Origin of the sequence: Gimibacter soli (assembly GCF_028463845.1) — a bacterium.
GTDB lineage: Bacteria > Pseudomonadota > Alphaproteobacteria > Sphingomonadales > Kordiimonadaceae > Gimibacter > Gimibacter soli.
Map to the genome: position 1 here is coordinate 1,530,917 of NZ_CP116805.1, position 19,836 is coordinate 1,550,752.

Consider the following 19,836-nt stretch of genomic DNA (forward strand, 5'->3'; position numbering starts at 1 on the left):
GGTTTGGCCTTTGCCAAGGGGCTGATCACTTAAAGTTAACACTCTGACTCTTTTACATTTTCGCCGAACGTGGCAAACTCGGGTCAGGGCAGGTGAGGTTATCCATGCGTGAACTTGAACTGAGACTGGCGCTCGTATGTTTCGGCGGCGCGTCTCTGGCCGTCTATATGAACGGGATCAGCGCCGAGATCCTGAAGCTTGTTCGGGCCTCGCGCGCCTTCCATGCCAGCACGCCGCCGCCCACGAGCGCCGAGGCCTCGGGTCTTGTACGCCCCGAAACGATGGATACCGAAGCCGTCTGGTTCGATCTCCTTCGGGTCGTGTCCGGCAAGGTGAAACTTCGGGTCGTCGTCGATGTGATCTCCGGCGCTTCCGCCGGTGGCATCAACGGCATCTTCCTCGCCCGCGCCATCGCCCACGATCTTTCCTTTGCCCCCTTGCGCGACATGTGGCTGAACCTTGGCGACATTGAAGAGCTGATGGAGGAAGACACGCTCGCCGATGTGCTGAGCAAGTTTTACATGCGCCCTTTCATGTGGATGTACAGCCGCCGCATGTTCGGGCGCGCGGGCGACCCCGAAATCCGCCGCAAGCTGTCGCGCTTCGTGCGGTCGCGCTGGTTCGAGCCGCCCTTCTCGGGCGAGCATATGCTGACCTGGATGATCGATGCCTGCCTCAATATGGGCGAAAGCGGCAAGGCGGGCACGCTGATGCCGCCCGGCCACTCGCTCGATCTCTTTGTCAGCCTCACCAACTTCGGCGGGCAGCGCCGGATTGTGGAACTCCATGACCCCAAGGAGATTTACGAACCCCAGCACCAGCTGACCCTGCATTTCAGCCACCGGTCCACGACCGCTGGCGTTACCCGGTCGGACTTTCAGGATGCGAACGCCGTGGGCCTTGGCTTCGCGGCGCGGGGCACGTCATCTTTCCCCGGCGCCTTTCCGCCTGTCAGCCTTGCCGATCTCAAGGCGCACATCACCCGCCGCAAGATCCCGTGGCCGATGGAGGAAGTGTTCCTCACCCGCAACTTCGCCACCTATCTGGAGGACCGGGAAGCCCTGCAGGAGATGTATTTCATCGATGGCGGGGTGACGAACAACAAGCCCTTTGCTGCCGCAATCAAGGCCATCGGCAGCCGGTCGGCCCACCGGCCGGTTGACCGCCGCCTGATTTTCGTGGACCCGAACCCCGATCGCACCGCGTGGTCGGAGGAAAAGGCGGGCAGGGCACCGGGCTTTGTGCGCACCATCCTCGCAAGCATCGCCGAAATCCCGCGCAACGAGCCGATCTTCGATGACCTTTCGGATATCGCCGACCACAACGCCCGCGTCCGCCAGTTCGAGACGCTGACAGGCGCAATTGAAACCGAAGTTGGCTGCCTGATCGAGAAAGCCATCTATTTCCAGCCAGGCAAAAAGCTCGATAGCGCCATGCTCGCCTCCTGGCGGGAGCAGGCGCACGAGCTGACCCACCGCGAGGCTGGCATCGCTTACCGCGCCTATATGCAGGTGAAGGCCTCGCAGATACTGGAGCGGCTGCCCTTGCTGCTGCACCGGCTGACGGCGAGTGCCGCGGCACCCGCCAGCGCGCGCCGGCTGATGCGCGAAGCCGTGCGCCGCTGGGCGGAGGAGCAGGGGATCGTGGCGATCTCGGGCGACGATACCTGCCCGATCGAGACGCGCCAGATGGCCCAGATCGGCTTCTTCCGGACAACGGACGTCGACTATCGTATCCGCCGCCTGCGTTATCTGGTGCGGAAGGTGAACCGGCATATGTGGCGGATGGACGGTGTCGGCAATGGCGGCACTGACGAGGCAGCCTATCAGGTGCTGCGCCAGCTGAAGCGGCTGATCTATGATCATATCGAGGCCTTGGAAGCACGCTGGACCGCCGATCACTATGCCGAGGCCTGCACCAAGATCAGTGCCGCAGCCACCGGCATGACACCCGACGCCATCGGCAAGGCAGTGGCAGCGGTGCAGGAATGCATGGCGCTTGAGGATATCGACCTTGATTTCGATGCCGAGCTGATCGATGTCGTCAACGGGTTCGAGCAGGATGCGCTGCGCCACGATATCATCCGCGCCTATGTGGGCTTTTCCTTCCATGACGCGCTGCTCCTGCCGGTCACCGGCAATACCGATGTGGCGGAGATGGAGCGGATCAAGGTGGACCGTATTTCCCCGCGCGACTGTATGACGCTCCTTGGCCATCACTTCCCGACCCCCCTGAAGGGCACCCAGCTGCACAGCTTCGGGGCCTTCTTCAGCCGCACGGCGCGCGAGAATGATTATCTCTGGGGACGGCTCCACGCAGCCTCGCGGCTGGTGGACCTGATCTTCGATGCAGCGGGCGACATGCCGCACACTGACCCCGACATGTGGCGGCAACGATTGTTCACCGCCATCCTCCGGGCCGAGGTCGAGCATCTGCCGAACAGCCGGGACATGATTTTGGACCTGATGGACAAATTTGGCGCCAACGGCTGATTCGAACCGGCAATTTCTTCATTTCTGCCAAAATCCGCGGTTGTCCCGATGCGGGACATAAGCCGATGGATTATTTCGCCTATTGCCCCAAATTGAAACAACCTCGCCCGAGTGGCCCGGAAATTGCCAGCTGCGCGTCGGGTTTTGGCCACATTGTTTTGGATTTTAATGAAAATCGTGGCAAACGAACCGTTAACCAAGCCCCGCGTCTTAAAGGCTGTCGCGCCGGGCCAGTATCAAGTCCCAAGCCTGAACATAATCTGATGAGCGTGACCTCAGGGAGAGGGCGCACCGGATGACAGGAGAGAGACAATGAACTTCAACCTTAAAGCAGCGCTGACCGGTGCCGTATTTGCAACCGCAGGCCTGACCAGCGCAGAAGCCGCCACCACCTATTATTCGGGCGACGGCAACGGCACCTGTAACGGTGGTGCTTGCGTATCGATCACCCCGCACGGCGTTTGGGGCGATGTCAGCGACAATGCCGGCCTTGCAGCAAACACTGCCGACTGGATCTCGTTCGCCAACACCGGCATCGGTGGCAGCGTCCTGCCGAGCCTTGGCGGCCCGCGTGACGACAGCAACTATACGATGCTGTTCTCGAACACCTTCTCGGTGGGCGGCACTGGCGACCTGAACCTCTGGGTACTGGCTGACGATACCGCGCTTGTACGCATCACCGGCCTCAATGGCGCTGTACTTGATTTCCCGGCCTTCGCCGGCCAGATCAACCCCTGCGCCGGTGGCGGCCTTGGCAACCCGGTCGGTTGCGTTGAAGGCGACATGGGCTCGTGGTCCTTCTCGGGCCTCGAAGCCGGCAACTACACCCTTGATATCTACAGCTTCCAGACGGGCGGCGACGTGTTCGGCATGCAGTATGCCATGAACGTGACCTCGGCAATCCCCGAGCCCGCCACCTGGCTGATGATGATCATGGGCTTCGGCCTCGTCGGCATGGCTTCGCGCCGCCGCACCGGCGTTTCGATGGCCTAAGGGCTAAGAAGCTGCCACGACTTCGCAAAGGGCGGTATCCTGACAGGTGCCGCCCTTCTGCTTTTCCGGGGCTTGTCACTCGCCGTGCATGCGCCGCTTGATATGGCGCACCGATAGCGCGGTGAAGACGATGGCAACAGGCACGATCACGCCGGTTGCGGCCTCCACGGGCACGGGCAGCCCCATGCCTTTCAGCGCCTTCAGCATGTAGCCGAACAGCGAAACGGCATAATAGGCAATCGCGAAGACCGAAAAGCCCTCCACCGCTTGCTGCAGGCGGACCTGCGTGGCGGCCTGCTTTTCCATCGATTGCAGGATCGCCTGGTTCTGCCGTTTCTGCTCCATATCCACCATGGTGTTCAGAAGATTGACGGCACGGGACACCCGCCCCGTGAAGCCGTCGGCGCGCACCGCTGCCGCCTCGCAGGTGCGCATGGCGGGCCGAAAGGATTTGTTGAGGAAGGTGGTGATGCGCTGGTAGCCCGGCACCACCTCTTCGCGCACATCTGCCAGCCGCCGCGCCACGATATCCTCATAGGCGCGGGCGGCGGCGAAGCGATAGGCGGTGGAGGACACCAGTTCCTCACCCTCGGCAGCCAGATGGGTGATCTGCCGCAAGAGGGGCTCCAGTTCGTTCCCTGCGCGGCTGCGCAGGTCCGCCATCAGGCGGTCCAGTTGCGGTTCCAGCGCGTCCAGCCGTTCCATGGTGCGGCGGGCGACGGGTAGGGCGGCAGCGGCGAGGAAACGATAGGTCTCGATATCCAGAAGCCGCTGCGCAAGGCGCGACATGCGCGGCTCGGTGAGGCTGATATCGATCACCAGAAAGCGCAGGAAGCCCTCCGCGTCGGGGCGGAAATCGGCCCAGACGGCGGCGTTGCCATCGGTCATCAGCCCGCCATAAAGGGGCACCTCGCCGAACTGCTGCCGTGCCGCATGGTAGCCGCCCGCTTCCACATCCGCCCCTGCCGCCACAAAATCGACCCTGACGCCGAGTTGCCGGGCGGCAAGGACAGCCTCGGCGGCTGTCGCCGGCAGGAAGCCGAGCGCGGGGGCGGTGAAGGCCGCCTGATCAGCCTCGGCAGGTACCGCGAAGGTATAATTCGAAACCTCGGTATGGCCTTCCCACTTCACCGAAAAGGCGGGGGTGGCAGCGATATGGTGGCGGGCCTCGGCGGCTGTGAAGCCGGCGTCCGGCGGGATGCCGATCCCTTCCAGAATTCGCCGCCCGCGCGGGGTGACGATATGCACCACCCGGCAGCCCTTCGCCAGCTGCATCCCCGGCCGCGCATGCCATTCCGCGTTGAGGGACAAGAGATCAACGCTATCCACCAGATCACCCATATCCGCCGCCCTGCCAGTGAAAGGATCAGGGCTATCCTAGTGGCTGGAATTAAGGCGAGCTAGGGGATTGTTGGGGAAGCTCACGGTTGCATTTTTCGCTCGGGTGTTTCCTTATTCACTCCGTGTAATTGGACTTTTGGGAGGGCGCGTATGCTTAAGATATCGGGCTGGCTAGTGTCTGCCATTTTGCTGGTGGGCTTGTTCTTGGATTGGGATCCATATTGCATCGACGAGCTAGCAGAAATCCAGATTCTGGAAAACAAGCAGAAGGAAGTCGTTATCAAGGCCACGGACGCAATTTTCTGGAAAAAGTCCTATGACCTCTTGTCTGAAAAATACCCAGAGGCGCTACAGAAGGATTCGTATTTGGCTTGGAACGAAACTACCCGCACGATGTCAACATTCATTCCTATGTCGATGGGGGGAGTTGTAATTATTACGTTCGATGAAAGTGGCGATGCGACAGTCGCTGCCTACAAGTAGCTACCTGCTAAAGAGTGGCGCGGATGAAAATCACCAAGCATGTTGTTGACGCAATTTCACTCGGTCAGAAGGCTTTTGACCTTGAGGTTGATCAATGGGTTCGTCCGCAAATGGTCAAGCTGTCTCGCCCGCTCGAAGAAATTCGTTCTTTGAACCGGGCATATCTTTTGGGCGATGGGTTCGGAGGCGAGGAAACTGTCGATCAGGATATCGTCGATTACATGGCGGCCTACCTGAGGCGGACAAATGCCATCACTGACGAGGAATTCTGGATCGTTCTTGACGATATCGCTTGGGTTGCTGAGCAGATGCTTTCGTCCTATGCGCTTGAGCTTTTAGACTATGTCTTCTCCCGCCACGTGACCAAAGAACGGATAGACCAGACGATGTTGCGACTGAAAGCCCTCTATTCGCAATCCTCGCCGCTACTGAACTCTTCGTGGCGCAATTTTATCCTTGATGCTTCGCATGTGAATGAATGGAGCGATGAACAGGTTCGGGAAGTTTTGAGTGGAGAGGCGTATGGCTTCGTTAAAGAAATCAGAGCGGTCTGAAAAAACATGTCCCCAACTGCTTCCTTCGTGCTTCCGCGAAAACCACAAGCGGCAGCATGCCACAGTCGCAGCACATCCAACATTCTGATTTCAGGGATTTAAATGGTGCCGGCTGCAGGGATCGAACCCGCGACCTGATGATTACAAAGAAGAAAAAGTAATGTTGTCGGATGATGTTCTATGTTGCGGTATGTTGATATTCACCAATAATATCAATTGGTTATATTGACTCCTTGGTTGATGGGTGTTTCCCTTGGTAGCGCGAAATTGAGCCACGCTGCTTACCTATTGCTTACCCGGAGACCACCCCATGAAGCTCACCAAGGCGACCCTGAAGGCCATTGAGGCGACCGATAAGGACATCTTCCTTTGGGACGATACTCTGCAGGGCTTCGGCGTCCGGATCAAGCCGACGGGTGTAAAATCCTACCTCATTCAGTATCGCAACGAGAATGGCCAAAGCCGTCGTGCGACGGTCGGTCGGGACGGCGTCCTGACGCTCGATGAAGCTCGCAAGAAGGCCAAGGCGCTCCTCGGCCGTGTTGCGAACGGTGCGGACCCGCGAGAGGAGGTGGTCGAGAAGCGAAGCGCCGTCCGCTTCGATGATATGACCAAGCGCTTCCTGAAGGAGCATTGCGCGACCCGCTGCAAACCACACACCGTCCGCAATTATGAAACCATGATCGACCGCCATCTGGTACCGGCGTTCGGCACAAAGCCACTCGCCTCGATCACCCGCGCGGATATCGCTGCTTTGCATACCTCGATGGCCGAAATCCCCCGGATGGCCAACCTGGCCCTCTCCGTCCTCTCCAGCATCTTCAATCGCGCCATCGAATGGGGTGTGCTGGATGAAGGGCAAAATCCGGTAAAGCGGGTCAAAGGCTATCCCGAGAAGCCGAAGCAGCGTTTCCTTGTGCAAGATGAGATCAAGCGCTTGGGTAAATCGATCCAGAAACTCGAAGAGGCGGAGGACATTTCGCCATACGTGGCCGCCGCATTTCGCCTGCTCGTGGCAACCGGCGCCCGTCACGACGAGATCCGAACCTTGAAGTGGGAAGATGTTCACCTCGACCGTGGCATCATCCTTCTCGATGAGCACAAGACGAGCAGCAAAGGCGCCAAGGTCATCCCACTCAACGCCACCAGCCGCCGCATTCTGGAGGGGCTGACCAAAGTGTCAGGCAATCCCTATGTGATCGTCGGTGTGCGGGCAGGGCAGCCCTATATCAATCTCCACAAAGCCTGGCGGCGCGTACGTGCGGACGCAAAGCTGGAGGATGTACGTATCCACGACCTGCGCCACACTTTTGCGAGCCAGGCGATTGCCGAAGGGGCATCATTGCCGGTGATCGGGGCACTGCTTGGGCATCGATCAGTGCAGTCGACAGCGGTTTATGCGCATCTTGCGGTTAATACACTTAAGGACGCGACAGAGAAGGTGTCCGATCGGATTGGAGGGATGATTTAGCGAGATGGGAGCGTGACCAGAAGTGTTTAGTGATCTGCAGAAAGCGCCTATGCGGCCCGCCCCTTTGGTCGCGAAGGAAGTGGTTCTAAGGTTCATGTGGAAGACTTCGCACAGGTCCTTGGAATTGAGGTTCAAAGAACCTCCAAGGCGGCTTTTCACTGTCAGCCCTTCGGAGATAACTGGCGTGGCTCATGAAAGTTCGGCCATCTAGGCGGCGGATATCTTATTGCGCACTCTGCTTACGCCAGGATTGAACTGCACGGTCAGTATCAGAAACTGGCTCGTTCTCATTCCACCGATCCCAGAATTCTACGGTAGCACTGTTCGGTTTGAATCTGGGTTCGTATACACGCACCCGCGTGGGCAAGAGGCTTGCATCCCCCACAACAAGGGCTTCGCCTACATCGAGAACCGGCAATAAATCACCAAATCCGCCAAGGCTGTCGGGGAGTAGCCGCTTAATGACCGATTGGTCCTCTCCGTTGGTCAAGCGCATGGCGATAACGTTGTTGCACTGGCTCAGAACAGTCCGGTTAACCTCGGATGGGCGCTGGCTGATAACGGCCAATCCAACACCATATTTTCGGCCCTCTTTTGCAATACGTTCAAAAATCCCAACCGAAATCTCGTCGACTCCGTCCTTTTTACCTCGCTCAGGGATATACAGATGCGCCTCGTCACAGAACAAAGCGACCGGATGCCGCTTATCAACATCTGTCCATTGCATGACCGTGAAAATAAGGCGCGCCAGAAGGCTCACCATGAGCGGCAGGATGTCCGAGGGCACCTCAGAAAAATCGATTACTTTAATGCCACCCTTTCCATCCGTTTGCGATCCCCGCCCACCGATCAGTTGGTGGGTCATCCTCGGGAGCCATGCCATTTCCATGCATTCAGCATGCGGTTGGAACAGGAAACCAAGCCGACGATCCAAACGCTTCGACTCAAAGCGGGCAATCAAGCGGCTGAGTTTCCCATTGAAATCCCCCGCCTTGTCGGTGCCAGCTTTAGCGCCTGGTACACGCTCAGTGTCAAGCCGATTCAGCTCCTCCACCACCTCATCGATACTGAATGGAACGGGACTATCAACGGTGAAATTCTCCAAGATTTCATGATGCCCACCAGCTGTAAGATAAGTGCGTTTGGCATCAGTGATACACCGGGACATGACCATTGCTTGATTGGGTGCATTTTGATCAGAGCGGTCCACGAACAGCGAAACCATCGCCTCATATCCGAGGAGCCAATATGGCAGGTACAACACGCCCGTATCTAGGGCGTTGCCCCCATCAAGATCGCCCGGCCCAGCAATTCTGAAATGCCGGAACTCGTCTCCCTGAAGCGTTTTATACTCTCCGTGGACATCGAACAGGATGGCGTTCGCTTGTTTGAGTACAGCCACCTGATCCAACAATCTGGCTGTCGTCCATGATTTGCCTGAACCGGTACTGCCTACAACAACCGCATGGCGTTGAAACAGCCTGTTCCCATTGAGATAGGCGGTTGCATCCTCGTCCAAAGTGTATCTACCAAGTTCCAACTGTGGGCCATCGCCCGTCACGTTGGAAATGACCTGCATAAAGTTGGTGAGGCGCTCGCCCTCCAAGGCAAAGCAATTTGCATCGATCTCGGGTACCGTCTCCAAAGTACGGCGAAAAACATTCTGGGCTTGCCCCAGACGATCAATCAACGTCCCAATCAGCGACACCCTGACCAGATTGTTTTCCGGCAAGATAACGTCTTCAGATTCGTCCGTTGTCGGATCAACACCCCCGTCTGGTGCTTTTCTGGTAATCCGCGAGACAACTCCGATCAAATGCTGACCGGCCTTGCTACTTTGTAGGGCGACAAGACGGTTGACCTGTACACGCTTCAAGCGTTCCAGTTCATCAACCCTCACAACAACAACCGCGCTATCGACCGCGATGATTTTTCCAAGAGCGTCATTATCCTGATAATCAAGAATCGTCATGCCATGCCTCACAGAACCAGTTCGTTGAATTTTTCGAAAGACCATAGCGTGACATCGGGCAAGATCACGCCGTCCTTGAATGCGTGCGAATATGCCCTTGTTCCACCCTCGCACTCTTCCATGGCGAGATAGGAAGTACCCGCACTCTTCGCCAAGAATTCTTTCGCCTCATCCGTCAGCACTTTGGCAAGAATGACGATCGGGACATTCCTTTGGCGACACCGCTCGACAAGCTTGGGCTGAATGTGGGCATCACGAAAGCCATAACCAACACACAGAAAAGCTGAAGCCGCACCGAGCGCTTCGTCGGCACCTTGCAAGGCAGACCGGAAGGGTTCTTCGTGGGTGCGCTCATATTTGCTGACCCCCGGCGTCACAATTACCGGACTAAACCCCTGCGGAATTTCACTAGACAGAGGCAACGACAAGACCCTGCCCTGAGGGTCTTGAAACCAATCCAGTGAGCCATGAACCTTCCATATCCGAACCGTCCGCGCCGGAGCATTCCCGCGCCTGACCAGAATTTTGTCTGCGCCTTCCCTTTGACGGATAAAACCGGGAATAAACCCGGTATTATGCACCACCCCGGCCATGTCCGAGGCATATTCCGCAACCCGATCATAATTTGGTGTCACAATGTTCAAGGTGGGATTCGTGGACCTGAACAGGCCTTGTATCAATGCCGCAAGAGGAAGCGCTTCTTCCCCCGAGGCTGCCCGCCGCAATACTGACAAGTCATCGCTCGCGATGGCTTTCCATGTGAAATTGACAATTTTTTTGACCAAAGAGGCTGGGGCTGCCGTCTGCTGAAGGGCTTCCTCAAGCCCCATATCATTTGCGAGTGCTCCCCTGATCAGGGTCCATGCGTCAAGCTCTTTGTCGCCCTCAGGTGGCACGTGATCAAGCAGGTATTGGGCTAATGCCCCCATTCCACGGATTTGGTGAGAAACCGATGCCCCACTGCCAAGAACAATCACAGGAAAGTGCTGGAAACAATCTTGCGCAATTTTAGCCACCACATCCAAAGGTTCATTTGTCACAATAGATCATTCCCTTTACCCTGATGGTCTTCATGAGGATCGGCCATTACCGTAAGATTGATTCAAATTTCTACTATTAAGCGTATTATGCAAATTATTGAGTGACCTAGCTACTCAGGTTTCCAGCAGCCAAGCCAATCGAGAAATAAGCTGTCTGCATTACAGCCCTTTTCAAAGCTCCCAAATTAGGAACTTTAGCCCCCCATATTGATATCTTTTGATGCAGGACAGAATAGCTGAGCCGCCAATTTTAGGGCAAGATGTCCCAATCAATCTGACGATTCTCGATCAACGATTTAAGCTCAGGAGGGCTCATGACAGTTACATGCCGGCCCCATCTGATTAAATGCCATGCCATCTCCTGTAGGCCTGCAGCCTTGAATTTAATCGTCAGTGATCCGTCGTCGTTCGCTTGGGCAGTCTGATCGGGATGGAAAATATAGTCCCTCGCGGTTGAGGCCGCGTCGGGGTCAAACCGCCATTCAACATCATAAACTTGATCGAAGTAGACCCCGAAAGATTGGTGCGCATATTCCTGCAAACAAAAACCTTCGGGCACTTCAAACATTTCGTCGGTCAAAAGTACCTTCTCGATAGATGACAAAATGATCTTTCGGAGCTTTCCATCAGCTCTAACGGGATTGTGGGCTACCAAATAGTGGCGATGCCCATACAGGAAACCGTATGGGTGAACCCGTTCACATCGCTTGGTGCCATCACGCTTAGTATAATACAGCTCGCATACGCTGCTCCCTTTGATGGCCTCCCTTAATGTTGACACATGCTCGGTTGGTATCGCTCTGCGCGGCCCAGGCGAGGCAATCAATCCTTCTGCCTGCAATAATGACTCAAGATCAGGGCTAATCCGGTTCCTCTCATCAGGCTTCATCAATGCCTTGATCTTGCGAATTGATGAACGAACCAGTTTGGCGTCGTCCTCATAGCCCTTTAGGTCGATTTTTTGTGCGGCTGTTTCTAGGGCCATCAGCTCATCAATTGAAAACCCAATCAACTTGTCAAAGGTCCCATTGGGAATGCGGTACCTCTTCACGCCATTATCGCCTGTTTGGATGTCCAACTGCGGAAAATAATATTCCATGCTCCGCATAAGTCTTTGTGTGGTGCGGATATCTTCATCCATGTGATCAGCAATTTCTCGGGTTGTCATGCCTACATGCCGGAATTGCAAGGTCACGGCCAAATCCAACGTTCGCATCACTTTTTCAAACCTATCTGAAGTCATGCTTACCACTCCAAAATAGACAACCTTGGCGAAAGTTTATACCCGCGTCCAATTTTGTCACCCCCCTGATTTAGATTCAGGGTCGGGTCAATGGACTCGTAAAATCTGAAACAGAGGAGGAATTGGAAATGGCTACTAACCCGCCAAAAGGTGATGGACGGCGCATCGGAGCAGTTCGCGGTCGATCACAGACCAAAACGACCAGTGGTCACTATGTTAAACGCGACACGTCGACAGGTCGCTTCATGGACGTAAAGACATCCAGCAAAGCGCCTTTCAAGGGCGTCAGGAAGGAAAAGTAGTGGCGAACCGCGTTGAACACGAAATTATCGGCGCTATTGCTGGCGGCACCGTCGCCGCATTGAATAATGATGCCAAGGACCAATATGCTGTAAATTTTGCAGCAGGTGCATTCTTAGGCAAAGTTGCAGCGCGCCTGCCCGATCTGCTTGAGCCAGCTATTCACCCAAACCATCGAGGATTCTTCCATTCGTGGCTGTTTCTCTCTGTCTTGGGCGCAGGCATGGTTAAGCTTTGGGAATGGGAGCCCGAAGCAACCAATCAAAAGGTTTTGAAATGGGCACTGCTCGTCACGGGGGCTGCTTACGCATCGCATCTGCTGCGCGACTCCATCACTCCTAAAAGCCTACCCATAGTGTAGGAGTGCACTATGTCCCTACACACTGCGCGCTTAAGTAAGATCATAAAAATCGCCTACACCGACGAAAAGCTGGCTCGCCGGGATATCCATGCAGATGTCGCAGATCATATCCAGAAAGGTAAAGTCACTGACAAATCCAGTGGGGGCGGCGGAGACTTTCATAGTGAGTTATGGGCGAGGTTCAAAGATTGTATTTTTGAACATGACGCCGAAGGTTTTGACCTGATTGTCACAGCACTGATCAAAGCAAACTCGCGACGCAAGCGTCTTTTCCCCCTACTAGCAGCAGGGCTAAAGTCATGGGGCCTGGAGAAGCGGCGCTGGATGAACGAAGAGATCAAGCGCATCAAAAGCCCCACAGGCACGGTTGATCTGAACAGTCCCGATTTGTCCTTTAAAGTGAATAACATTCTTGCGCTCGAAATTGTCGGGCAAAGCAATCGTTACATCTACCCTTATTTCAGCGCAGAACCGGCCCTGTCCGACGAAGCCGCTCGCGTGGCGCTATGGCAAATTCACAAGGCGCTGCCACACGTCAAATTGGAGGAAGTCCGCATCTTGGACGTACTTCGCGGAAGAAGCTTTTCTGTGTCAGACGTGCCATTTTTGGGTGACGAACAATCACTGTTTGAACATCACGTGACCAACATCATGAAGCGCTGGCATGAGCGTTATGGACAACGGCATAGTGAAGGCGATTGACCTTTGGGCAACCTCTATAGAGCTCAACAATGGTCTGATTTCAGAGAAGCTATTCTGGAAGCAGACGGCTACAGATGTAGCGATTGCGGCAGATCAGGTCCGGATGTCGTTTTACAAGTCCATCACAAAAAATATCGAAGTGGGAAGCTACCTTGGGAATACCCCCAAGGCGCTTGCGAAGTTTTATGCAAGGGGTGCCATGCCAGGCATCATGGAATAATCCCGCCAAATCATGGATGGGACTTCCTCTACGAAAATGACTTAGAGGACCTCGCAGGTAAATGTGACCTATGCAACACCGCACTTAGGTATGAATTCCATATTCATCACCCCAACTGGGAACCCATGGTTGTTGGAACTGTCTGCTGTGACAAATTGACAGCGACCACAGTGGCATCTGATTTCCGAAAGAAATTTATAAGAAAAGAGAATTTTATCCGCTCTCGTAAGTGGAGGGCTCTTAATAACCAGTATTTTTTCAAAAAAGACGCCCTTTACATCGTTATTAGCGAGGGGCTGAATGGGCTAAAAATATCAATCAATACGACCCAAGGAATAAAGACCTATTCCTCTATTGATGAGGCAAAGAGTGTCGTTTTTGAGTTAATTGAAAATGGTAGGGCCTTTGAGTTTATTTGATTTTTTGCATCGGCCCCACAGTATCTATATTAGTGTGGCGTGATAGACACGCCTTGATTGTTAACGCGATGGTGGGTGCAAATGGGCACCAGAACGATCTGCCATCCACTTGGCAAGTAGATCCATGTGTTCGAAGAAACGGACAGACGTGAGCTCTTTAGCGGCGATCAATTTTAACGTCGCCGCCCTTAGCGCAACAATGATGATCACTGCCATAGGTATTTGCGCAGCCAACGGAAGCCACTCCCTCCAGAAGCAAAGGAGGGCAAGTATGCAAACTACAGCCAGCGCGACCTGCAACCATCGCTCCCATTGGGCACGACCAATTTTCTGCAAGAGCTGGCGGTAGGGTTCACTTGTCCAAACTTCACCTAAAGTGTGATTGGCGATTAACACAACTGAGCTTCTTTGGCGTCGGTAATTGCTGACGCGCAATACTGTAACCTGATCGCCGATATTCACACGGGCGTTTGTGGCTGGCAAAAGCGCCATAAAGTTTGAATCGCCGATGTCTGGGCGTGCGATGATTGCTAGGCCAGATAAGCTTTCAGGCCCAGCGAGTTGCCAGGATCGCAGGTCTATAACTCGGCCTCGATTGTATGAAAAATAACAAGATAGACCCAATCCGTTGAAATCCGGCAAAAGCATCTCAGTCTCCTGAGGTGGGAGCAGATTGATGCTATTGTAGTGGGTCTTTTGAAAACTTAAAGCTGCGTGATGTGTCCTAGCGGAGGTTAGGCCGATAGGTTCTTGGCAGTTTTGGAAGTTTGCCTAGCGTACCCAGAAGTCGCGACGCCCGTATCGCTAGTAGACGATCCTGATCACAGTATATTTTGTCTGCGCGATATGGGTGCCGACAGCTTGGCAGAAGCTATACGTCCGAATTTCTCTGCGCCAGATTTGCGCTATCCAAGGTCTAAGCGATTGACGAAGGCCCGCCTTCGATGCCGGGGCAGCGGCGCTAACGACCATGAGTTATTGATTTCTATTGTGTTGTTTCAATTGTGTTCCCTTGCTTCCTAGCGTGACATGAAACATGCCGTATTATTGTTGAAGCAATGAGTGTTGACCTTTGCGGCTTTTGGGGTGGCCAGTCGGCAGGTTGACCACCCAGGGCATGTTTTTCCCGCAGTCGGACCAGGCTTGACCGACATCAAGACGTCATACTGAGCCGTTCGCTAGATTGCTCCCGTCAATCCAAGGGAGCATCCATTCATGACCGATACACGTGCCGGGGTCGCCTTGGCCCGGCGGCTTTTGAGCCCTTTGCCGCTTTTGCCGTTGAACCGATTTCTCGTTCACTTCTCCCGCCATTTGACACGCCGTCACCCGGCTGTCATCCGCCGTCTGGAGCCCGTTACCGGGAAGCGATTTCTTATCACCGCCACCGATCTCGGGCTTTCTTTCGTCATGGAAACCGGTCCAGGCTCGGTGTCGGTGACAGCGGTCCGCCGGGAACATGTTGCGGCGGATGTTCGTGTGCGGGGCTCCTTTATGGCGCTCCTTCATCTGTTGGAAGGGCAACTTGACGGTGACGCATTGTTTTTCTCGCGCGATATCAGCGTGGAGGGCGATACCGAGGCGCTTTTAACCCTCAGGAATGCACTCGACAGCGAGGATATTGACCTGCGCAGCGAGATTGTCACCTTGTTCGGGCCCTTCGCTGGCCTGGTCGACAGGCTCGCAACCGAGGCCGTCGGGACGTGGGCTAGGCTGCTGCACACAGGACACGCTTTTGGGCTGGCCCCGGGCGAGAGGGTTGGCCGATGAAAAAACTGGAACTCGTTTGCCCGGCCGGTACCCCGGCTGCCCTCAGGGCAGCGGTCGATGCAGGGGCTGATGCCGTTTACATGGGTTTTCGCGACGAAACCAACGCGCGCAACTTCCCTGGTCTCAATTTTTCACGCGAGGAACTCGCTGAGGGACTTGCCTACGCCCATGCCCGCGGCGCAATGGTCTTTCTGGCGGTCAATACCTATGCCCGCGCGGGCGATGACGCGGCATGGCGGACGGCCATCCGGTCAGCAAGCGAGTTGAAGGTCGATGCTCTGATACTTGCGGATATAGGCCTCCTTGACTATGCGCGGGAAGCCTATCCCGATCTCAGGCTGCACCTTTCCGTCCAGGCATCAGCCTCGAATGCAGAGGCGATCAATTTCCATGCCCGGCGGTTCGGTGTGCAGCGTGTGGTGTTGCCGCGTGTGCTGACGGTTGCCGATATTGCCCGCCTGAACAAGGAGATAGAAATCGAAACCGAAGTTTTCGCCTTTGGGGGCATGTGCCCGATGGCGGAGGGGCGCTGCACGCTTTCTTCCTATGTCACTGGCAAGTCGCCCAATCGTAACGGGGTCTGTTCGCCGGCCAGCCATGTCGATTATGTCGATGAAGGGTCGAGCCTCGCGAGCCGGCTGGGCGGCTTCACGATCAACCGTTTCGGGGTGGGCGAGCAGGCGGGCTATCCGACGCTGTGCAAGGGGCGTTTCAGCGCTGGCGGCGAGGCGGGCTATCTGTTCGAGGAGCCGACGAGCCTCGATACCTCGGCGATCCTTCCAGAACTGACAGCAGCGGGCGTGACGGCGCTCAAGATCGAGGGGCGCCAGCGCAGCAAGGCCTACGTGAAACAGGTCGTTTCCGAATTCCGGCGCGCCATCGACGCTGCGGCCGAGGGCACCCGTGTATCGCTGGATATGAAAGGCCTGTCCGAAGGGCAGCAGAATACGACAGGAGCATATGCAAAGAAATGGATGTGACGAAACCGGACCTCTCCCTTGGGCCCCTTCTGTTCAACTGGCCGGCAGCCGAGGTGCGGGATTTCTATTGCCGTATCGCCGATGAAGCCGATGTCGATGTGGTGTATTTCGGCGAAGCCGTATGTGCCAAGCGCCGCCCATTCATTGCGCCGCATTTTGAGGAGATCGTGACCCGCCTGCAGACGGGCGAAAAGCGGGTGATCCTGTCCAGCCTGCAACTTGCCATGGACCGCAAGGATATGGCGGCGGTGGCCGACATGGTGGCGATGGCCGACGATTTTCTGGTCGAGGCCAATGACATGGCCGCGTGCAGCCTGCTTGGTGGGCGGTCCTTTGCCATTGGGCCTACGGTGAATGTTTATAACGAAGCAACGCTTCGTTTCTTCGAGAAGGAGGGGGCGGTCCGCATCAGCCTGAATGCCGAACTGCCGGAGGCGAGCCTCCGGGCGCTGGCGACCGCCGCGACGGCGCGTCTTGAGGTGCAGGTCTTTGGGCGCATTCCGCTTGCCATTTCGGCGCGGTGTTTTCACGCCCGCGCGCACCGGCTGGCCAAAAGCGGCTGCCAGTATGTGTGTGAACAGGACAGGGACGGCCTGACGGTCAATACCCTCGATGACCAGTCGTTCCTTGCGATCAATGGCTTGCAGACACTGTCGCACCGCTATCTGAACCTGCTTGGCGAATTGCCGCTGCTTCAGGACATAGGCATTGGCGGTTTCCGGCTATCGCCGCACACGGCGGATATGGTGAAAGTTGCCGATCTTTATCGCGCCCGTCTGAATGGCCGGGTCAGTGGCGAGGAAGCGAACGCCCGATTGGCCTGCCTGCTGCCGGCGGCCTCTTTCGCCAACGGATTTTTCCATGATGCGGCGGGACTTGCTGACATTCCGGCCTGAAGGCCTGATGGCATACAGGAAAGGCGGCTCCCCGGTGCCGGGCGACCGCCTTTTTGTCTGGTGAGGCTTGCAGGGTCAGGCTTCGCGAAGCGCGCGGGCAAAGAGGACGTTGTTTTCAAGGTCGATATGCGCTTCGAGATCGGCCTTGAAGGTGGCAAGGCCGCTATAAAGGGCGCGCCAGGTGTTGCAGGCGCCTTCCGGGGGTGTCAGGCCGTTCGTCAGCCTGTCGATCACGTCAAGCGCTCCGGCATGATCTTCATGCTCCGCCATCATGGCGCGGATGGGCCATGCGGCCATTTGCGCCTGCCCGCTCGTCAGCAGGGGGAACAGGATCTGTTCCTCCTTCTGCATATGGCTTTCCAGTTCGACCGTCATCAGTCGCAGGTGGTCGGCAAGGCCGTTCGGTGCCTCCGGCTTGTCACCGTGGACCTGCTCGACCCGGTCGGCGAGCCGCACCAGTTCCTTCAGTTGGGCGCGGTGTACCAGATGATACCGACCGAGGATATGCTGGACCAGATCGGCGGTCGACGCGCTTTCCCACGTCGATGCTTCATCCACAGGATGCTGCAGCTCCATCAGTTCGTCCATGAGGGCGACATGATTGATGCCAGCTTTGGTCGCGGCCTCAAGAAGTGTGTGGCTGCCGCCGCAGCAGAAGCTGAGGCCATAGCGGTTGAAGACGGCGGTCGCGCCTGGAATTTCCTGTGCAAGGGTGCCAAGGGATTGATCGAGAAGGGTCATGGGGGAGCTCCTTTGGGGATGGGTCAATCGATAGGGGATGCATGGCTGGCATTCCCCGAGATATGGGTCAGGGCGTGCCGCAGGACGGGGCCAAGGGCGGCAAGGCCGTCCCTCACGCCGCCGGTGCTGCCAGGCAGGGCGATCACAAGCGTGCTGCCATAGACATAGGCGACAGACCGGCTGAGCCATGTGGTTGGTACATGCGTTGCAGCGCTTGCCCGCAGAAGCTCGCCGATGCCAGGCACCGGCAGGCCGCCAAGGGCCGAAAGCGTTTGCGGGGTGATATCGCGCGGGGCAAGCCCGGTACCGCCGGTCGTCATGATCAGGTCAAACTGGCCGATCCTTGTCAGAATTTCCTTTTCGAGCGCGTCCGATTCGTCGGGAATAAGGATATGGTCAGCCACGATGGCACCCATCCCTTCCAACCCTTCCTTCAGGAGCTTCCCGGACTTGTCCTCATAGATGCCTTGCGAGGCCCGGTCGCTGAGGGTGATCACCGCGGCTTTGCGGCTGGTGAGGGGCAAGTCTATTCTCGGCGGAGTATTCTCATCCTGCTTGCGTTTGTTTGCTGCCTTGGGTTTGCGCAGATCGATTTGCACCTGAACCTGGAACCCGCCTGCCGTCGCGATCAGCCCGTCCCGGCTCGGCTCTGCAATCTCGTCGGCGAGCATTTGGCGGGGCAGGGTGAACTGCAGGCCATCGGCTTCAATGACTTCAATACGGTCATTCAGTTCGATGAACCATGGCACGACATGGCCACCTGGCAAAATGCAGCGTTCGTAGAGGGTGCCCTGCGCCAGGAGGGCATGCGCCTCATCGCGCGACATCTTGAGGCAAAGCGACGATTCACTGAGTTTGAGACTCGACACACTATCCTCCTATCATGGCGAGATGACGGGTTCGCCCGCTCTTGCCTTCGGTCAGTTCATGAGTTTCGCGTTTGAGGCCAAGCAGTGTTGCCACCCGGTCCTGCATCGTTTCCAGCGTGTCCTCGCGCGCGAGGAAACGGCGAAGGTCGAAAATGTCGTTACCGAACAGGCACAGTTGCAGACCGCCACGGGCCGAAATGCGCAGCCTGTTGCAGGTGGAGCAGAAATCCTTTGAATAGGGAGCGATGAAGCCGATGCTGCCGGTGTAGTCGCTGTGCCGGAACACCCGGGCCGGACCGTCAGTTGCGCGCCGTTCCTGTTCCGCCCAGCTTGCCGTCGCCAGGAAGGAGATCATCGGAGCGGGGTCGAGGTGACGTTCGGCGAAATAAGCGGCACTGTCGCCTGTGCGCATCAGCTCAATGAAGCGTACCGAAAGCGCCCGCTTTTTAATCAGTTTCAGGAAGCCTGGCAGTTCGTCGTCATTGACGCCGCGTTGCAGGACAGTGTTGATCTTGACCGCGCGAAATCCCAGCTCTTGGGCGAGGGCGATGCCATCCAGAACTTCCAGCAACCTGTCGTGCCCTGTAATTGCCTTGAAGCGATCGGGTATGAGCGAGTCGACGCTGACATTCAGGGCGGAAAGGCCAGCGGCCCGGTAATCGGCCAGCGACCGGGTCAGCTTGTAGCCATTCGTCGTCAGCGCCACCGTCTCGATCCCCGGCGTTTCGGCGATCACCGAGATGATGTCGGCAAGATCGGCTCGCAGCGTGGGTTCTCCGCCGGTGAGCCGTACCTTGCGGATACCAAGCCCGGCAAAGGCGCGCACCAGATTGCGGATTTCATCGACCGAAAGGAAATTGTGCGGTGCCGTCTTCTTGTACCCGTCCGGCAGGCAATAGGTGCAACGGAAGTTGCAGGCCTCGGTCACCGATAGCCGAAGGTAAGGGAAGCGCCGGTTATACCGGTCCTGAAGCATTGCCGCCTGCATT

General features: G+C 56.5%; 19 protein-coding genes. 11 read left to right on the top strand and 8 right to left on the bottom strand.

Going from position 1 to position 19,836, the window contains the following annotated elements:
• Positions 1 to 104: 104 nt before the first annotated feature.
• The gene (locus PH603_RS07145; RefSeq protein ID WP_289505359.1) at positions 105 to 2,492 is read left to right on the top strand and encodes a patatin-like protein; all 2,388 of its coding nucleotides are present in this window, start codon (positions 105 to 107) and stop codon (positions 2,490 to 2,492) included.
• A 312-nt stretch (positions 2,493 to 2,804) separates the two neighbouring features.
• Positions 2,805 to 3,485, top strand: coding sequence for a PEPxxWA-CTERM sorting domain-containing protein (locus PH603_RS07150; RefSeq protein WP_289505360.1), 681 nt, complete (start codon positions 2,805 to 2,807; stop codon positions 3,483 to 3,485).
• A 75-nt stretch (positions 3,486 to 3,560) separates the two neighbouring features.
• Here PH603_RS07150 and PH603_RS07155 read toward each other — a convergent pair whose 3' ends face one another.
• Entirely contained in the window at positions 3,561 to 4,826 is a 1,266-nt protein-coding gene (locus PH603_RS07155; RefSeq protein ID WP_289505361.1) for a DUF3422 domain-containing protein, read from the bottom strand.
• Positions 4,827 to 4,976: 150 nt separating this feature from the next.
• Here PH603_RS07155 and PH603_RS07160 point away from each other — a divergent pair, with 150 nt between their 5' ends.
• The 3 genes from PH603_RS07160 (at position 4,977) to PH603_RS07170 (ending at position 7,334) form a co-directional block, all read left to right on the top strand.
• Positions 4,977 to 5,309 (top strand): hypothetical protein, encoded by a 333-nt coding sequence (locus PH603_RS07160; protein WP_289505362.1) that lies wholly within the window; start codon positions 4,977 to 4,979, stop codon positions 5,307 to 5,309.
• 23 nt (positions 5,310 to 5,332) lie between these two features.
• Entirely contained in the window at positions 5,333 to 5,863 is a 531-nt protein-coding gene (locus tag PH603_RS07165; protein ID WP_289505364.1) for a hypothetical protein, read from the top strand.
• A 310-nt stretch (positions 5,864 to 6,173) separates the two neighbouring features.
• Positions 6,174 to 7,334, top strand: a complete 1,161-nt coding sequence (locus tag PH603_RS07170; RefSeq protein ID WP_289505366.1) for a tyrosine-type recombinase/integrase — start codon at positions 6,174 to 6,176, stop codon at positions 7,332 to 7,334.
• A 223-nt stretch (positions 7,335 to 7,557) separates the two neighbouring features.
• Here the strand turns inward: PH603_RS07170 and PH603_RS07175 are convergent, their stop codons facing one another.
• The 3 genes from PH603_RS07175 to PH603_RS07185 all read right to left on the bottom strand — a co-directional run bounded on the left by PH603_RS07175 (position 7,558) and on the right by PH603_RS07185 (position 11,589).
• Positions 7,558 to 9,306: an ATP-binding protein gene (locus PH603_RS07175; RefSeq protein WP_289505367.1), complete on the bottom strand. Its 1,749-nt coding sequence runs from the start codon at positions 9,304 to 9,306 to the stop codon at positions 7,558 to 7,560.
• Between the two features lie 8 nt (positions 9,307 to 9,314).
• Positions 9,315 to 10,346, bottom strand: a complete 1,032-nt coding sequence (locus PH603_RS07180) for an SIR2 family protein (RefSeq protein WP_289505368.1) — start codon at positions 10,344 to 10,346, stop codon at positions 9,315 to 9,317.
• 250 nt (positions 10,347 to 10,596) lie between these two features.
• The gene (locus PH603_RS07185; protein ID WP_289505370.1) at positions 10,597 to 11,589 is read right to left on the bottom strand and encodes a helix-turn-helix transcriptional regulator; all 993 of its coding nucleotides are present in this window, start codon (positions 11,587 to 11,589) and stop codon (positions 10,597 to 10,599) included.
• Positions 11,590 to 11,890: 301 nt separating this feature from the next.
• On the opposite strand from PH603_RS07185, the gene PH603_RS07190 reads away from it, so the two are divergent.
• From PH603_RS07190 to PH603_RS07200, 3 genes are read left to right on the top strand one after another with little or no spacing between them, the layout of a single operon-like run.
• Positions 11,891 to 12,250, top strand: a complete 360-nt coding sequence (locus PH603_RS07190) for a metal-dependent hydrolase (RefSeq protein WP_289505371.1) — start codon at positions 11,891 to 11,893, stop codon at positions 12,248 to 12,250.
• A 9-nt stretch (positions 12,251 to 12,259) separates the two neighbouring features.
• Positions 12,260 to 12,952: a hypothetical protein gene (locus PH603_RS07195; RefSeq protein ID WP_289505372.1), complete on the top strand. Its 693-nt coding sequence runs from the start codon at positions 12,260 to 12,262 to the stop codon at positions 12,950 to 12,952.
• A 3-nt stretch (positions 12,953 to 12,955) separates the two neighbouring features.
• The gene (locus tag PH603_RS07200) at positions 12,956 to 13,591 is read left to right on the top strand and encodes an HNH endonuclease (RefSeq protein ID WP_289505373.1); all 636 of its coding nucleotides are present in this window, start codon (positions 12,956 to 12,958) and stop codon (positions 13,589 to 13,591) included.
• A 60-nt stretch (positions 13,592 to 13,651) separates the two neighbouring features.
• Here the strand turns inward: PH603_RS07200 and PH603_RS07205 are convergent, their stop codons facing one another.
• On the bottom strand, positions 13,652 to 14,239 hold the full coding sequence (locus PH603_RS07205; protein WP_289505374.1) for a hypothetical protein: 588 nt from the start codon (positions 14,237 to 14,239) through the stop codon (positions 13,652 to 13,654).
• Between the two features lie 567 nt (positions 14,240 to 14,806).
• Between PH603_RS07205 and ubiT the strand changes: the two genes are divergently transcribed.
• From ubiT to ubiV, 3 genes are read left to right on the top strand one after another with little or no spacing between them, the layout of a single operon-like run.
• Positions 14,807 to 15,361: a ubiquinone anaerobic biosynthesis accessory factor UbiT gene (ubiT, locus tag PH603_RS07210; protein WP_289505375.1), complete on the top strand. Its 555-nt coding sequence runs from the start codon at positions 14,807 to 14,809 to the stop codon at positions 15,359 to 15,361.
• Positions 15,358 to 16,341, top strand: a complete 984-nt coding sequence (gene ubiU / locus PH603_RS07215) for a ubiquinone anaerobic biosynthesis protein UbiU (protein WP_289505376.1) — start codon at positions 15,358 to 15,360, stop codon at positions 16,339 to 16,341. The genes ubiT and ubiU overlap by 4 nt, the downstream gene beginning before the upstream one ends.
• The gene (gene ubiV, locus PH603_RS07220) at positions 16,332 to 17,237 is read left to right on the top strand and encodes a ubiquinone anaerobic biosynthesis protein UbiV (protein ID WP_289505377.1); all 906 of its coding nucleotides are present in this window, start codon (positions 16,332 to 16,334) and stop codon (positions 17,235 to 17,237) included. The genes ubiU and ubiV overlap by 10 nt, the downstream gene beginning before the upstream one ends.
• A 75-nt stretch (positions 17,238 to 17,312) precedes the next feature.
• Here the strand turns inward: ubiV and ytfE are convergent, their stop codons facing one another.
• Genes ytfE through moaA form a run of 3 tightly spaced genes read right to left on the bottom strand, consistent with a single transcriptional unit; the run spans position 17,313 to position 19,835 of the window.
• The gene (gene ytfE / locus PH603_RS07225) at positions 17,313 to 17,978 is read right to left on the bottom strand and encodes an iron-sulfur cluster repair protein YtfE (RefSeq protein WP_289505379.1); all 666 of its coding nucleotides are present in this window, start codon (positions 17,976 to 17,978) and stop codon (positions 17,313 to 17,315) included.
• A 23-nt stretch (positions 17,979 to 18,001) separates the two neighbouring features.
• Positions 18,002 to 18,847, bottom strand: coding sequence for a MogA/MoaB family molybdenum cofactor biosynthesis protein (locus tag PH603_RS07230; RefSeq protein WP_289505380.1), 846 nt, complete (start codon positions 18,845 to 18,847; stop codon positions 18,002 to 18,004).
• A 1-nt stretch (position 18,848) separates the two neighbouring features.
• The gene (moaA, locus tag PH603_RS07235; protein ID WP_289505381.1) at positions 18,849 to 19,835 is read right to left on the bottom strand and encodes a GTP 3',8-cyclase MoaA; all 987 of its coding nucleotides are present in this window, start codon (positions 19,833 to 19,835) and stop codon (positions 18,849 to 18,851) included.
• Position 19,836 lies beyond the last annotated feature (1 nt).

Coding starts and splice junctions, on each gene's coding strand:
- PH603_RS07150 (WP_289505360.1), top strand. CDS start 2,805: ATGAACTTCAACCTTAAAGCAGCGCTGACCGGTGCCGTATTTGCAACC.
- PH603_RS07160 (WP_289505362.1), top strand. CDS start 4,977: ATGCTTAAGATATCGGGCTGGCTAGTGTCTGCCATTTTGCTGGTGGGC.
- PH603_RS07185 (WP_289505370.1), bottom strand. CDS start 11,589: ATGACTTCAGATAGGTTTGAAAAAGTGATGCGAACGTTGGATTTGGCC.
- PH603_RS07175 (WP_289505367.1), bottom strand. CDS start 9,306: ATGACGATTCTTGATTATCAGGATAATGACGCTCTTGGAAAAATCATC.
- PH603_RS07195 (WP_289505372.1), top strand. CDS start 12,260: ATGTCCCTACACACTGCGCGCTTAAGTAAGATCATAAAAATCGCCTAC.
- ytfE (WP_289505379.1), bottom strand. CDS start 17,978: ATGACCCTTCTCGATCAATCCCTTGGCACCCTTGCACAGGAAATTCCA.
- PH603_RS07155 (WP_289505361.1), bottom strand. CDS start 4,826: ATGGGTGATCTGGTGGATAGCGTTGATCTCTTGTCCCTCAACGCGGAA.
- PH603_RS07165 (WP_289505364.1), top strand. CDS start 5,333: ATGAAAATCACCAAGCATGTTGTTGACGCAATTTCACTCGGTCAGAAG.
- ubiU (WP_289505376.1), top strand. CDS start 15,358: ATGAAAAAACTGGAACTCGTTTGCCCGGCCGGTACCCCGGCTGCCCTC.
- PH603_RS07205 (WP_289505374.1), bottom strand. CDS start 14,239: ATGCTTTTGCCGGATTTCAACGGATTGGGTCTATCTTGTTATTTTTCA.
- ubiV (WP_289505377.1), top strand. CDS start 16,332: ATGGATGTGACGAAACCGGACCTCTCCCTTGGGCCCCTTCTGTTCAAC.
- moaA (WP_289505381.1), bottom strand. CDS start 19,835: ATGCAGGCGGCAATGCTTCAGGACCGGTATAACCGGCGCTTCCCTTAC.
- PH603_RS07145 (WP_289505359.1), top strand. CDS start 105: ATGCGTGAACTTGAACTGAGACTGGCGCTCGTATGTTTCGGCGGCGCG.
- PH603_RS07170 (WP_289505366.1), top strand. CDS start 6,174: ATGAAGCTCACCAAGGCGACCCTGAAGGCCATTGAGGCGACCGATAAG.
- ubiT (WP_289505375.1), top strand. CDS start 14,807: ATGACCGATACACGTGCCGGGGTCGCCTTGGCCCGGCGGCTTTTGAGC.